This window comes from Methylocucumis oryzae (genome assembly GCF_000963695.1).
Classification (GTDB): domain Bacteria; phylum Pseudomonadota; class Gammaproteobacteria; order Methylococcales; family Methylomonadaceae; genus Methylovulum; species Methylovulum oryzae.
Window position 1 is genome coordinate 1 of sequence record NZ_LAJX01000062.1, and the last position, 14,028, is coordinate 14,028.

At 46.9% G+C, this 14,028-nt stretch carries 17 protein-coding genes and 1 pseudogene; all 18 read right to left on the reverse strand.

Going from position 1 to position 14,028, the window contains the following annotated elements:
• The coding region (locus VZ94_RS07000) for a GlgB N-terminal domain-containing protein (RefSeq protein WP_439097710.1) at positions 1-243 on the reverse strand (243 nt) is incomplete at its 3' end.
• 167 nt (positions 244-410) lie between these two features.
• Positions 411-1,478, reverse strand: a complete 1,068-nt coding sequence (locus VZ94_RS07005) for a restriction endonuclease subunit S (RefSeq protein WP_045778687.1) — start codon at positions 1,476-1,478, stop codon at positions 411-413.
• Positions 1,471-1,800, reverse strand: a complete 330-nt coding sequence (locus VZ94_RS22430; protein ID WP_052700294.1) for a restriction endonuclease subunit S domain-containing protein — start codon at positions 1,798-1,800, stop codon at positions 1,471-1,473. Before VZ94_RS22430 ends, VZ94_RS07005 begins: the two co-directional genes overlap by 8 nt.
• The gene (locus VZ94_RS07010; RefSeq protein WP_052700295.1) at positions 1,797-2,351 is read right to left on the reverse strand and encodes a restriction endonuclease subunit S domain-containing protein; all 555 of its coding nucleotides are present in this window, start codon (positions 2,349-2,351) and stop codon (positions 1,797-1,799) included. The genes VZ94_RS22430 and VZ94_RS07010 overlap by 4 nt, the downstream gene beginning before the upstream one ends.
• On the reverse strand, positions 2,351-3,397 hold the full coding sequence (locus VZ94_RS07015; RefSeq protein ID WP_045778688.1) for a PDDEXK nuclease domain-containing protein: 1,047 nt from the start codon (positions 3,395-3,397) through the stop codon (positions 2,351-2,353). The genes VZ94_RS07010 and VZ94_RS07015 overlap by 1 nt, the downstream gene beginning before the upstream one ends.
• A 93-nt stretch (positions 3,398-3,490) precedes the next feature.
• Positions 3,491-4,894: an HsdM family class I SAM-dependent methyltransferase gene (locus VZ94_RS07020; protein WP_239649708.1), complete on the reverse strand. Its 1,404-nt coding sequence runs from the start codon at positions 4,892-4,894 to the stop codon at positions 3,491-3,493.
• Between the two features lie 4 nt (positions 4,895-4,898).
• Complete coding sequence (locus VZ94_RS28285) at positions 4,899-5,186, reverse strand: type I restriction-modification system subunit M N-terminal domain-containing protein (RefSeq protein WP_239649709.1); 288 nt, start codon at positions 5,184-5,186, stop codon at positions 4,899-4,901.
• A gap of 163 nt (positions 5,187-5,349) precedes the next feature.
• Entirely contained in the window at positions 5,350-5,589 is a 240-nt protein-coding gene (locus tag VZ94_RS33455) for a type I restriction-modification enzyme R subunit C-terminal domain-containing protein (RefSeq protein ID WP_500684250.1), read from the reverse strand.
• Entirely contained in the window at positions 5,538-7,766 is a 2,229-nt protein-coding gene (gene hsdR, locus VZ94_RS07025; protein WP_500684251.1) for an EcoAI/FtnUII family type I restriction enzme subunit R, read from the reverse strand. Before hsdR ends, VZ94_RS33455 begins: the two co-directional genes overlap by 52 nt.
• A 388-nt stretch (positions 7,767-8,154) precedes the next feature.
• A complete protein-coding gene (dtd, locus tag VZ94_RS07030; RefSeq protein WP_045778689.1) occupies positions 8,155-8,592 on the reverse strand; it encodes a D-aminoacyl-tRNA deacylase in 438 nt (145 codons plus the stop codon).
• A complete protein-coding gene (trpC, locus tag VZ94_RS07035) occupies positions 8,589-9,395 on the reverse strand; it encodes an indole-3-glycerol phosphate synthase TrpC (protein WP_045778690.1) in 807 nt (268 codons plus the stop codon). Before trpC ends, dtd begins: the two co-directional genes overlap by 4 nt.
• Positions 9,396-9,403: 8 nt before the next feature.
• Positions 9,404-10,421: pseudogene (gene trpD / locus VZ94_RS07040) on the reverse strand (anthranilate phosphoribosyltransferase).
• Positions 10,422-10,432: 11 nt separating this feature from the next.
• Entirely contained in the window at positions 10,433-11,020 is a 588-nt protein-coding gene (locus VZ94_RS07045) for an anthranilate synthase component II (protein WP_045778691.1), read from the reverse strand.
• Entirely contained in the window at positions 11,017-11,286 is a 270-nt protein-coding gene (locus tag VZ94_RS28295; RefSeq protein ID WP_369126292.1) for a chorismate-binding protein, read from the reverse strand. The genes VZ94_RS07045 and VZ94_RS28295 overlap by 4 nt, the downstream gene beginning before the upstream one ends.
• Positions 11,255-11,995 carry an anthranilate synthase component I family protein gene (locus tag VZ94_RS28300; protein WP_239649711.1) on the reverse strand — a complete coding sequence of 247 codons (741 nt, stop codon included), beginning with the start codon at positions 11,993-11,995 and terminating at the stop codon, positions 11,255-11,257. Before VZ94_RS28300 ends, VZ94_RS28295 begins: the two co-directional genes overlap by 32 nt.
• The gene (locus VZ94_RS28305; protein ID WP_239649712.1) at positions 11,928-12,545 is read right to left on the reverse strand and encodes a hypothetical protein; all 618 of its coding nucleotides are present in this window, start codon (positions 12,543-12,545) and stop codon (positions 11,928-11,930) included. Before VZ94_RS28305 ends, VZ94_RS28300 begins: the two co-directional genes overlap by 68 nt.
• A 205-nt stretch (positions 12,546-12,750) precedes the next feature.
• Positions 12,751-13,185 carry an HIT domain-containing protein gene (locus VZ94_RS07055; protein ID WP_045778692.1) on the reverse strand — a complete coding sequence of 145 codons (435 nt, stop codon included), beginning with the start codon at positions 13,183-13,185 and terminating at the stop codon, positions 12,751-12,753.
• Positions 13,186-13,191: 6 nt separating this feature from the next.
• Positions 13,192-14,028: carbon-nitrogen hydrolase (locus tag VZ94_RS07060; protein ID WP_045778693.1), on the reverse strand; the 837-nt coding region annotated here is incomplete at its 5' end.

Here is a 14,028-nt window from a genome sequence, read left to right on the forward strand (position 1 = left end):
TAACTGATAATGCTCCGGTAACGTTGCGCTCGTCGTCGCCTCAAAAAAATCAGTGCCGTCGATGCGGGTTAAGGCTAAATCAATATCCGCGACCGCGACACGCTCAGCGTTTGGCATATACACGGTAATACGGGTTCCAGTCCCGCTAGGATGGCGGCCTAACACCGCAAACGGGTCATGATGGGTTGCGGCGATGATGCGGGCATAATCCGCTGGCAGTGCCGAGGTTGATTGTTTTTTCACGTTACGTTGCCCCATTAAATAGAATATTTCCTGATGATGTTACCAAACCGTGCAAGGTGTGTGAATTAAAACCTCATGACCAGCCATGTTTAAATATTTGTGTGCTGAGGGATGCATAAATTATTAAGGCTTGGGCTGGGGTATTGATGTGTCTGCATTATGAAGGCTTACGCTTTCTCGCGCATTTTTGCGGGTTCAGGTGCCAAAATCCAGCCGTGCGCGATTTCGATTTTCAATTGCGCATAAAACGCATCAATCTCGCCGCCGAAGCGTTGCCATAAATCCTTAGCGCTCATTTCGCCATTATGTCGAGCTAACAGCGTTGCCAAGGGGGCTTGAGCTTTGATGTCCGGGGCTTGGGCTAGTTTTAATGGGGCTATGAGTTCGGTTTGTGGGGCTTTCATGGGTTCATCCTTTATTTGTTCGGTAGTGATGCCGGTGATACTAGAAATAGAAGCAATTACAAGGCGCTCAACGATTTCAGAAGACTTGCGAAGCTTCATTTCCAATAAGTCACAGATTCGCATTAACTCAGATACTCTATTGACAACACGATATTGCTCGGCGATAGGTGCCAAAGGGAACCACATTGAACGAATGATTTCTGTGTTGAGATTTGGTTGTCCTTGGCCTCTAGAAGCGATGTCCTGCAACCACTTTGTTTTTGACTTCAAAAAGAGACAAAGATACTCATCAAAAACCGCTTCATTTAGTTCTATAAACGCTGCGATTCCGTCATTGAAGGTTGTCCTGAACTCACAAATTGCAGGGACGCCAAGCGTAGCGCCACTATTTGTCAAAAGAACCGTTCGAGTAGAAATCTCACGAGTTTTATTGAGTCCCGCTTCAGTAATGGTCGAGGTGTAACCTTCTACAAACATACCTTTGGATGCCGTAACATCAGCAACTTTCAGAAATGGAATATTTCCCCCGTAAAACTTCGGATCGCCCGCTGGCCTTGGAGACCCACCTCTAACCACACTGGCGATGTCATTGAGTCGCACCCATGCCCATTGATGAGGGAGATTTCCAAGCATCTCAGTGATGCCTGGAAAATCAATCACAGGTGTTTCCCTTTTGATTTTTTTTTCAGCAGACAACTCCATCTTTCGCAGATGTAATGATTCAACAAGATCGGGAGTTATTTTTTCTAATTGTTCTGAAATATTCCCAGCGAACGCGAGATCTAGGATTGCTTGCCTGAGATCAGCTATATCCTCCGGTGCGCTAAACAACTGTCCAAAGTTGTCGGCGAGGCGAGTCCAGGTGGTTTGGAGTTCGTCGGAGCTGGTGGCGGTGGCGACGGCTTGCAGGGTGAACTGGCGTAAGGCGTTTTTGTAGTTGGCGGCGCTGCTGTTGTTGCTGTTCCAGCGTGTCGCACAAAGCCATCAATTCATCAACTTTAGCGACGATGCGGGCTTGTTCTTCGGTTGGAGGAACTGGATAAATTGCTAAGATAAGGTCATCCCTTGAGAATCCTGGAATCATACTTTTTGATTTATTCACCAAATGGCTGATAAACCCATCAAGCCAAATTTTGAGAAAACCTGTGTTCAATTTTTCCGGAAAAATTCCGATATCGCCATAATTTGACGCGCGATATGCACTTCGCCAATATTATTGAATGCTGTTTTTCCAATTGTGCCTTTACATGTAATCAGTAAGTCCCCCACCGTTGAAACCACCAAAGGCGAATCTGTCCATCGATTTATATTGATAACACCGTTTTCGATGTTGCTTGCGCCAGTAATATAGGGAATACCATTTTTTGAGTCGTTATATTGACCTGGTTCGAGATCACGGCCAGACAGTAATTGCCATATTTCACCGAATCTAATCCACTCCCAATGTGAAGGGCTCTTGGCATCAATTTCTGGTTTAGAAATTTCAGGAAATGGTTTTTCCCGTGATAGTTTTTTTTCGGCAACGAGTTTGGCCTTGATTGCACGAACCTCTGCCAACAACACATTTGATGATTCGGTTGTTGTAAGAGCATTTATCAGCCGTCCTTGTACTGCTAGCTGTAAAACCAACTCCCGCAACTTCGCCACGCCACCCGGCGCATTCACAATATGCCCAAATTCCGCCAAAAACTGTTGTGCATCCATTAGGCGTTCTCTCCATTGCTCGCAATTGTGCCGTTTTCCAGCCGTTGTCGGGAGCGGGTGATAGCTTCGTGTAGTTTTTGTTGTAGCAGGGCTTTGGGTGGTAGTTCGGTAAGGTATTCGGCAACGTGGATGCCGCTGGCGTCCAGTTCTAAGAGTTCGATTTGCTCTTGTTTTTTGCCACTGCACAAGATAATGCCTAGCGGTGCGGCTTCGCCCGGTTCTTGTTCATATTTGGCTAGCCAGCGCAGGTATAACTCCATTTGGCCTTTGTCGGCGGCTTTAAAGTCGCCCAGTTTTAAGTCAATCGCGACCAGGCGTTTTAGGCGGCGGTTGTAAAATAATAAGTCGATGTAGAAGTCGTCGTTGTCGATTTGCAACCGCTTTTGGCGGGCGACAAAAGTAAAGCCTGCCCCCAGCTCTAGTAGGAAGTGTTCTAGCTCGCGCAGAATAGCGTCTTCTAGGTCTTTTTCCAGATAACGGTCGTTGAGTTGTAGAAAATCCAGCACATAAGGGTCTTTAAGTATCAGCGTGGGGCTTAATTTGTTGGTTGCGCGCAAGCTGGCGAGTTCGTTGGCGAGTAGTTCTTCGGGTAATCGGGATAAGGCTGTGCGTTCAAACAGCAATGAATCCATTCGTTCTTGCAGTGTGCGCGTACTCCAGCGTTCCTGTTGGCACATTTGCAGGTAAAAATCGCGTTTCATTGGGTCATCGATGTAAATCAACGTTTTGATATGCGTCCAACTCAATTGTCTCTGCAGTGCGGAGACAATTTCTGGGTCGGCAAACACGTCGGCAAAACGCAGCATGTGGCGCAAGTTTTTTGTGGAAAAGCCGCGTCCGTATTCTGTTTCTAATTGTCTAGCCAGTGTCGAGACAATTTGCTCGCCGTATTCGGCACGCTCATGGTTAAGCACTTCGCTACGGATGCGTTGGCCGATGTGCCAATAGAGTTGCGTTAAGGCACTGTTAACGGTGACAGCGAGTGTATGGCGGCTAGTTTCTATTAGTTGGCGGATGTCGTCGAGTAACAGCGGGTGGGCGTTCATTCGGCGGTCTCCGTTGTGAAATGATGCGCCAGTGCAGCGGCCAGTTCGCTTTTGAGGCGGTTTTCGGTTTCTTCGATTTCACTTAACAGGATTTTATATTTTTCCAGCAATAAATCGGGGTCGTGGCTTTCTTGTTCCGGGGCGTTGGGGGTTTTTGCTGTCCAGGTTGAAGATAGGCCAATAGAGACGGTCGCCTGCGGCTTGGGCGTCGCGGGCTTGTAGGCGCAGGGGCTCGGCTTGTTCACGCAAGGCGGCGATTTGCGCGTTAATTTGTTCGCGGTAGTGGCTGTCTGTGCTGCCGATTAGGCTTTTTGCCAAGTCTTTGGCTTGGTTGTCTAAGTTAGCTGCTTGATTGTTCAATTGCTCGGCGCGTTGCCAATGCGGCTCGGCGGCGGCTTCGGCTTGCTCGCGTTTGGTTTTAAAATCCACTTTCCAGGCGAATTCATGTTCTACCCGGTCGGCAAAGTCGTTATCTTCGCTGCCCCACCAAGCGATTTCGGGCGCGAATTCGTCAAAACGTATCGGTTTGGTTTTGGAGTAGCTTTTATAGCCTGCCGGATAAGGGTGTTCGTAATACCAAATAGTATCGGTTTGAAACGGCTCGCTGCCATCGTCTGCGATGTTGCCTTTGGTAAAAAACAGCAGATTAGTTTTTATCGTCGTGTAGGGCGCAAACACGCCTTTAGGTAGGCGCACAATCGTGTGTAGCTTGCAGTCGCGCAGTAGCAGCTTTTTTAGCGCGGCTTTAATGCCATCGCCAAACAGAAAGCCATCGGGCAAAACGACAGCAGCCCGGCCTTGTTGTTTAAGCAGTTTTTTAATAATGAGTGCCATGAACATATCGGCCGTTTCGCGGGTTTTGAGGTCTGAGGGGTAATCGCTGCCGACACCGTCGTCTTCATAGCCGCCAAACGGGGGATTGGTAATCACGCAAGCCACTTTATCGTTGTTGTTCCATTCGTTCCAGCCTATGGCTAAGGTGTTTTTGTGTTCGATTTGGCTAGGTACATCAATGCCGTGCAACAACATATTAGTGGTACACAGCAAATGCGGTAGTTGTTTTTTCTCTATGCCGTGAATCAGCGTTTCAATGGCGCGTTGATCTTGGGTACCGGATTTATCGGTAATTTGATGACGGAAATAGTCAATCGCCGCCGTTAAAAAGCCACCGGTGCCGCAGGCCGGGTCTAATACTGTTTCGCGTTTGTCCAGGCGCGGGTTAATACGGTCGACCATAAATTGGGTGATGGCGCGAGGGGTGTAGAATTCACCGGCATTGCCGGCGCTACGCAAGTCGTTGAGCATTTGTTCGTAAACATCGCCCAGGCTGGCGCGGGTTGTAAAATCGTGGAAATTAATTGCTTCTTCCAGTTTTTCTATGACGGCGAGTAATTGAGTTCCCGATTTCATGTAGTTGTTGGCGTCTTCAAATACACTACGGATGACTTTGTGCTGAGGGCTTTGGTTGGCATCGAGGTCTTTTAGCGCGGGGAACAACTCGTTATTGACGAAGCCAATAATCTCGGTAGGCGATTTTTGCGGCGCTTTTTTTGTTATCTGCTCCCGGCACGTAAGCTGCCCAGTTACGCCAACGCATTTGTTCAGGTAATGGTGAGTTGTACAGTTCCTTGTTTTCTTTGGCATTATCTTCCCATTCTTCTTCGCGTTGGTCGAAGACTTTCAGGAACAGCATCCAAGTTAATTGCCCTAAGCGTTGGGCATCACCATCGACACCGTCGTCTTTGCGCATGATGTCTTGTATGGATTTGATGGTACTGCTGAGATTCATTCGCTGGTTCTCTTCATGTTGTTAGGCAAATAGACTTTAAACGGTTAAGTTTTCGGTTTTTAGGTGCGCTGTGCGCACCATTATGAATGGTCATTAATGCAATAAAAAAGGTGCGCACAGCGCACGGCAACTCAAGATACCGAATTGTGACTGTTCAGTAGAGTTACGCCTGTTTTTGTTCGGCGATGTCGTATAGCGCTTGTTCCAGTTCTTGGATGGCTTGGGCGTATTGCTCTACGCCGCCAAAAATGCCACGCCGGATTTGAGTTTTGCTGCCGAATCGGTCAAAAGGCGGCAATTCTAATATGTTGGCGTCTTCAATGTCATAAATACCGTGATCGGCGAATTTTTCTAGCAAGGCTTCCAGAACAGCGCGGGCTTGGTCGCCGTATTTCCCAAACACATCGCGTTTTTTTTGACCTGATTGGCGCGTTCGCGGCGGGTAAGTGGTTTTTGCTCAAAAGCCACGTAGGCGACTAAATCAAACGCATCCAGCTCACTGCCATTAGGCACGGCTTGTTGCAGGACTTGAAGCGGGACGCCTTGTTCGGCGAGTTCTATCAGTATGGCTTGTTTACGTTCGGCACTGTGCCAGCGGCGTAAAAAATCCGTTAAGCTGACGAATTCTGCTTGCAAGGTTTTTTTAATGTCGTCTTTTAGCAAGACGCGATAGTCTTCGGTAATGAGTTTGCCATCGGCATTTAGGTATTGTGCACGCTCGACGGCTACGCGCACGTTAACATCGTCAATCACGTATTTGCTGCGGCCTGGGCTGCCGCCAGCGCTAGTTTCCAGCTCGGTGTTGTCTGTGTTGTAAGGCGGTGATTCCAGTTCATTAATGCCCATTGGGGCAGGTAGTTCGGGCGGAACGATAGGGTCATCCGGGTTAGGCTCGTAGATGACTACCGGTTCGCCGTCGAAATCGGGATCGGCAAATAAGCGCGTTGCGCCTTTAAAGTCCATAATAGTGAAGTAGAGCTTTTGGTAGTCTTCGCGTAAACGCGTACCACGACCGATGATTTGTTTGAACTCGGTCATGGAATTAATGGTTTGATCCAAGACGATGAGCTTACAAGTTTTGGCATCGACGCCGGTAGTCAGCAATTTGGAGGTAGTGGCGATAACCGGATAAAGCTCGTCATTGTCGATAAAATACGATAACTGGGCTTTGCCTTCGCTATCATCGCCGGTGATGCGCATGACATAGCGGCGATTTTTAGCGGCGGCTGGAATCAGTTTGACCAGCTCTTGACGCATACGCTCGGCATGGTCTTGGTTATCGCAAAATACTATGGTTTTGGCCATGGGGTCTGTGGCGCTCAGGTATTGCCAAACTTTGCTGGCGACGAGTTGGGTGCGTTTTTCCAGTACTAAATTGCGGTCGAAGTCTTGGGTGTTGTATTGACGCTGCTCGACAAGCTGGCCGTATTTATCCCGCTTATTTTGTTCGGGCGTATAGCCAACAGCATCGACATCGCTGGCAATACGAATGACTTTGTAAGGCGCTAGAAAGCCGTCTTCTATGCCTTGTTTAAGCGAGTAGGTGTAGATGGGGTCACCAAAGTAAGTTATGTTGCTAATTTCTTTGGTTTCTTTGGGGGTTGCGGTTAATCCTAAATGTGTCGCGCCGTTAAAGTAGTCCAGTACCTCGCGCCAAGCCGAATCATCGGCAGCGCTGCCGCGATGGCATTCATCGACCACGACTAAATCAAAAAAATCTGCCGGAAATTGTCGGTAGATTTGTTTCCATTCTTCTTTGCCTGTGACGGCTTGGTATAAAGCCAAGTAAATTTCGTAGTTTTTCTTGACCTCGCGGTTGACGACTTTGTGCATGACTTCGCCAAAAGGGGCAAAATCTTGTTGCATGGTTTGGTCAATCAGGATGTTGCGGTCGGCAAGAAATAAGATGCGCCGTTTTGCCTTAGCTTTCCAAAGTCGCCAGATAATTTGGAACGCCGTGTAAGTTTTGCCGGTGCCGGTGGCCATGACCAAAAGAATACGGTGCTGGCCTTTAGCTATGGCTGCAATGGCACGGTTTATTGCGACTAGCTGGTAATAGTGAGGTTCGCGGCCACTGCCGTCAGTGTAAAGCGGTTGTTCGATGAGTTTATCCGCTTTTGTTTCTGTCAACGCTTGCCATTGTTGATATAACGGCCACAACTCATCTAATGAAGGGAATTCATGCAGTTGCAGCTCTCGCTCGGTCGGTTGCGTGAGACCGGTGCGGTCATGTAACAAAAAACTATGTCCATTACTGCTAATGGCAAACGGTGCATCCAGCATTTCCGCATAGGTTAGTGCTTGTTGCATACCATGGCCAACTGAGAATTTAGCGTGTTTGACTTCGATGACGGCAATAGGAAGGTTAGGGCGGGCGTAAAGCACAAAATCAGCCCGCTTCGGGCCGCCTTTTTTGTTTGGATTTTGTATGCGCGCCGCCAGTGTGCCGCGCACCATGATACGGCCCGCAGTGAGTTTGACTTCTTCCCTGAACTGATGCTGTTGCCAGTCTTGTTGCAAAATCGCCGGGGTAATAATTTTGGTGCATATATCGCGTTCGCTTAAAGATTGCTTATCCAATACACAACTCCTTGTAATTACGCTACGTGGCTTATATCGACTCTCTGTATATACTCTTAACGGTCAAATTTTCGGTTTTTTTGATTAGGGTACGCTGTGCGTACCATTAAAAAATCGTAATAAAATCAATAAAAAGGTACGCGTAGCGTACCCTACAACGAGCTGCAAAAGCCGAAAACTTAACTGTTTAAAGTATAAATTAAGCCGTTATTGACTGAATTTAACAGGTGGTTGAAGCCAAAAGTTTGCTATACCCCACCCAATTTGAGAATCCGTAGTTTGTATCCAAGTCGTCATTCCGGCAGGGATTGTGAATGATTGGGTGTGCAAAACTATGAGTTCTTGATTGGACGCGGTTTAATACAGTTTACACGCCAAAATAACTGAGTTAAGCCTTTAACATAAACGTCACTGGCCCGTTATTAATTAACGATACTTGCATATCAGCGCCAAATTGACCAAACGCAACTACTGGGTGTTGTTGTAAAGCTAGCTCGCTTAAATAAGTGAATAATTGCAGGCCGTGTTCTGGGCTCGCGGCTGGGCTGAAACTAGGGCGGTTGCCACTGTTGGTATCGGCGGCCAGGGTAAATTGTGGCACTAGCAATAAACCGCCGCCAATATCGGCTAAACTTAAGTTCATGCGGTCGTTGCTGTCGGCGAAAATACGGTAGCTTAAGATTTTGTTTAACAGTTTTTGCGCCTGGGTTTCGCTGTCGTTTTTTTCGACAGCGACTAACGCCATAATGCCTTTATCAATGCGTCCTACCATTTCGCAAGCGACCGTTACTTGCGCCGAGTTTACTCGTTGAATCACCGTAATCATGCTAAACCAAATAACTCGCGCATTTTTAGCCCAGGTCTTTCGGCACGCATAAACGCTTCGCCGACTAAGAATGTGTAAATATCATGGTCTTGCATGAGCTTGACTGCAGCTTGGTCATGGATACCACTTTCGGTGACGATGAGTTTGCCGTCAGGAATCGCATTTTTCAGCTCTAATGTGGTGTTTAGCGAGGTGTTAAACGTGCGTAAGTCACGGTTGTTAATCCCAAGTAACGGAGTTTGCAGTGCTAGCGCACGTTCTAGCTCTTCGGCATCATGTACTTCAACTAACACATCCATGCCTAGCTTAAGCGCTGTTTGCTCCAGTTCGTGCATAGCTTCGTCGGTTAAGGCGGCGACTATCAGTAAAATACAATCTGCCCCTAAAGCCCTAGATTCATAGATTTGATAGCTGTCAATCATGAAGTCTTTTCTTAATACCGGTAGCGGGCAACGTTCCCTGACCATTTGTAAGTACGCTTCTGAACCTTGAAAGAAATGCTTGTCAGTTAATACCGATAAGCAGGTAGCGCCATTCATCGCGTAGTCTTGGGCAATCGTGACGGGTTGAAAATCTTCTCTAATCACGCCTTGGCTGGGTGACGCTTTTTTAATTTCGGCGATGATGGCAGGTTTTTGTTTTGACGCTTTGTCTAGTAATGCGCGATAAAAACCACGCGGGGCTTGTACCGCTTGTGCCATGTCTTGTAATAAGTCGATAGACATGTTTTGCTTACGGTTAGCCACTTCTTCGGCTTTTTTATCGAGGATTTTTTTCAGAATGTCAGGTGTAGAGTTAGTCATGTGGGCTGCTAAACGTTTTGGCTATAGGCTATAAATTGGTTGAATTTGGTTAAGGCTAGACCTTGGCTGAGTACATTTTCAGCTAAGCTAATGCCTTGTGCTAAGGTGTCAGTGAGGTTGGCCGCGTAAATCGCCGCCCCCGCGTTGAGCTTAACAATATCCAGGGCAGGGCTGGTTTCATTGGCGAATACGCTACACATAATTCTTAAACTGTCTTGGGCGTTGGCGACGGTTAAAGCCGACAGTGGCGCTGACTCGATGCCAAATTGCTCAGGGGTAATTTGGTAGCAGATGATTTCGCCATTTTTCAATTCGGCAATAGTCGTTGGCGAGCTTAAGCTAATTTCATCTAAGCCGTCTTCAGCGTGTACGACTAACACATGTTGGCTACCTAATTTTTTTAATACCTGAGCCAGCGGTGTTAGCCAATCGCTACTGAAGACGCCGATTAGTTGATTTGGTGCTGAGGCGGGATTAGCTAATGGGCCTAATAGATTAAATAAAGTTCTGACGCCGAGTTGTTTGCGCACGTTAGCGGTATGTTTCATCGCGCCATGGTGTTTAGGCGCAAATAAAAAACCTACGCCTAACTGTTTCACACAATCGGTGACTTGCTCTGGGGTTAAATCCAGGTTAACACCTGCTGCCTCTAATACATCAGCGCTACCACACAGCCCAGATACCGAACGATTACCATGTTTAGCGACTTGGCCACCTGCCGCTGCAACGACAAACGCGCTAGTGGTGGAAATATTAAACGTGTTGGCACCGTCGCCACCTGTGCCGCACGTATCAATTAAATGGTTGCCGGTGAGTTGAATCGGTGTTGCGAGTTCACGCATGACCTCAACGGCTGCGGCAATTTCATCCACGGTCTCGCCTTTTAAGCGTAAGGCGATTAAAAAATGCGGCGATTTGCGCTTCGCTGGCTTGGCCGGTCATGATTTGCCGCATGACCTCACGCATTTCATTATGGCTTAAATCATGCCGGTTTAATAAGTGTTGCAAGCTTTGTTGAAGCGTCATGCGTGACTCTCTTATCGGTCTAAGAAGTTTTTCAGTAAATCATGCCCGTGTTCGGTTAAGATGGATTCGGGATGAAACTGTACGCCTTCTATATCTAAGGTTTTATGCCTAACCCCCATGATTTCTTCGATTTGACCGTTGTCATCTTGGGTCCATGCGGTGATTTCTAAGCATTCTGGCAGGCTGTTTTGCGCAATGACTAGCGAGTGATAACGCGTTGCTGTGAATGGGTTGCTTAGACCGGTAAATACGCCGGTATTATGATGATAAACCGCTGAGGTTTTGCCGTGCATAATGCTGCTAGCGTGGATAATTTCGCCGCCAAAAGCATGGCCTATGCTTTGATGGCCTAAACACACGCCTAAAATCGGCACGCGCCCGGCAAACGTTAAAATAGTGGCAACCGAAATACCGGCTTCTTTAGGCGTACAAGGCCCTGGTGAAATAACGATTTTATCCGGTGCTAAACGCTCTAAATCTTCTACAGTGACTTGATCGTTACGCACCACAGTGACGTTTGCACCTAGTTCACCTAAGTATTGTACGAGGTTGTAAGTAAATGAGTCGTAATTATCGACCATGACGATATGCTTACTCATGCTGATTGCTCTCCTTCTAAACCGGCTTCGGCCATTGCCACAGCACGGAAAATCGCACGGCCTTTATTCATTGTTTCTTCCCATTCAGAGGCAGGTAGTGAGTCATAAACAATTCCGGCACCGGCTTGTATATGTAGGTGTTGGTCTTTAATCACGGCAGTCCGAATAGCGATTGCGGTATCAAGATTACCTGACCAGGAGATGTAACCGACGGCGCCTGAATAAATACCACGCTTAACCGGTTCTAATTCGTCGATAATTTCCATCGCTCGAATTTTGGGTGCACCGCTGACGGTACCCGCCGGAAAGGTCGCAGCTAAAAACGTCAAACGCGTTTTTGCCGGTTTGCAATTGGCCGGTGACATTAGACACGATGTGCATAACATGGGAATAACGTTCGATAATCATTTTGTCGGTGACTTTAACGGTACCGATTTCAGCAACGCGTCCGGTATCGTTACGACCTAAATCTATCAGCATTAAATGTTCGGCGATTTCTTTAGGGTCAGCTAATAACTCTTGTTCCAACGCTAAGTCTTGCTCAGGTGTGACGCCACGTTTACGCGTACCGGCAATGGGTCTTACCGTGACGGTTTGCTCTTCTAGCCTTACTAAGATTTCCGGTGATGAACCGACAATATAAAAATCCGCGCAATGCATATAAAACATATAAGGCGATGGATTTAAGCACCGTAAGGCACGGTATAAATTCAGCGCTGATGATTTAAATGGAATCGTCATGCGTTGCGATAATACGACTTGCATAATATCGCCGTCGGTAATGTATTGCTTAGCTTTTAATACTGCATTTTCATAGCCTTCACGGGTAAAGCCGGAAATAAAATCGCTTTCGTTAACGGTGTTAGTGTGTACCGTTGTTTCAGGCTCAATTAAACCCGTGCGAATGTTATCGGCTAAGGTTTGTAAACGCTGTTGTGCGTTGTGATAGGCGTTTTGCTTCTTCCGGATTGGCATGAATTAAGATGAGTAACTTACCACTTAAATTATCAAAAACTAATAATTCCTCTGACACCATTAATAAAATATCAGGACAATTTAACGGGTCTGGCTTAGGGCGCTTTAAGGCTTTAGGCTCAATATAGCCAATGGTTTCATAGCCAAAATAACCGACTAAACCACCGCTAAAACGCGGTAAGCCTGCTATATCAGGGACGTTATAGTGGCTTTGATATTCTTCAATCCACACTAAAGGGTTTGCATGGCTGAGTTGTTCGGTTAAAACACCGTCTTGTTCTATGCGAATGTTGTTACCGGTGATTTTAATAATCGTTTGACACGGCAAACCAATAATGGAGTAACGGCCCCATTGCTCACCGCCTTGAACGGATTCAAATAAATAAGAATACGCGCCGTTGGCTAATTTTAAATAAGCACTAAGCGGCGTGTCTAAATCAGCGAGGATTTCTTTATGCAGCGGAATACGGTTATAGCCTTCGCGCGCATAGTGGTCGAATTGTTGTTGATTCATGTGGTCTTGGCTTGTTGAGTTTGTGTTGGCGCACAAACCCTAATGTCTATGCACAACGCGCGATTATACCGAGGCTAGGTAAGCTTGTCGTGATTAGTCGTTAGGATTTGACTCAAATCGGGGCTACACACTTTAGCAGGGACAGGGTATTCAGGGTGCAGGGCGCCGTAAATACATCCCTGTAGGCTTGGTGGCAGCATCCCTGCTGCCAACACCCGCACCCTAAATACCCTGTCCCGCCTTACGTTGGTAGCCCAAATCGGCAGTGCGTTAATTGCTGCTTTAGCATGTCGATGTGTTTCTGTATCTGTTCTGGGTGATAAGGGTTCGCTGGGGCGAAGCCCCAAACAGGCGCAGGCCAAGCAAGGTCAGATTGGTAACGAACAATATGGTGAATGTGAAGTTGGGGCACTAAATTACCTATGGCGGCGATATTCATTTTATCGGCTTGATAAATCTGAGCTAATTGGGCCGCTAAATAACACGATTCATCGCTTAATAATAATCGCTCAGCGCTATTTAGCTGATAAATTTCGCGTACATCGGCTTTTTCGGGCACTAAGATAAACCACGGATAGTTTTGGTCGTTCATCATTAATAACTGACATAACTCAAAACGGCCGATTTTTATGCAGTCTTGTTCAAGCCTTGGATGTAAACGGAAAGTATGTGCCATGAGGTTTTAATCGATATAACGTTTGACTAGGTTAGCGTAAGCATCAATGCGGCGGTCGCGCAAATAAGGCCAGATTTGTCTAACCTGTTCGGTATTTTTTTTGTTGAGATTAGTTGTCAAGAGTCGTGTTTGTTTATCGTCAGCGCGGTCAAGGATTTCACCTTGTGGGCCTGCGATAAAGCTATTACCCCAAAATTCAATGCCAGTATCTGAATCAGGTGCCGGTTCAAAGCCAATGCGGTTACACGAAATAACGGGGATACCGTTAGCGACTGCATGAGCGCGCTGAATCGTGACCCACGCGTCTAGCTGGCGTTGTTTTTCGTCGTGTTCGTCGACAGGATTCCAGCCGATAGCCGTAGGATAAATCAGTAATTCGGCACCTGCTAAGGCCATAAGCCGTGCCGCTTCTGGAAACCATTGATCCCAGCAAATTAACACGCCAAGCACGCCTATGGACGTTTTAATCGGTGTGAAGCCTAAATCGCCGGGTGTGAAATAATATTTTTCATAAAAGCCTGGGTCATCGGGAATATGCATTTTTCTATATTTGCCGCATAGACTACCGTCTTTATCAATCACGACTGCGGTGTTGTGGTAAATACCGGGTGCACGTTGTTCAAACAGTGTGGTGACAATAACAATTTGATGCTTAGCCGCGACTTCAGACAAAATGTCAGTCGTAGAGCCTGGAATAGGTTGGGCTAAAGCAAAAAAATCCGGTGTTTGGCTTTGGCAAAAATAAGGGTCTAAATGCAATTCTGGCAATACGACTAAATCAGCGCCTTGCGCTGCCGCCTCGTCAATAAGTGCTAAAGAGGTGTTGAAATTGCTTTCTCTATC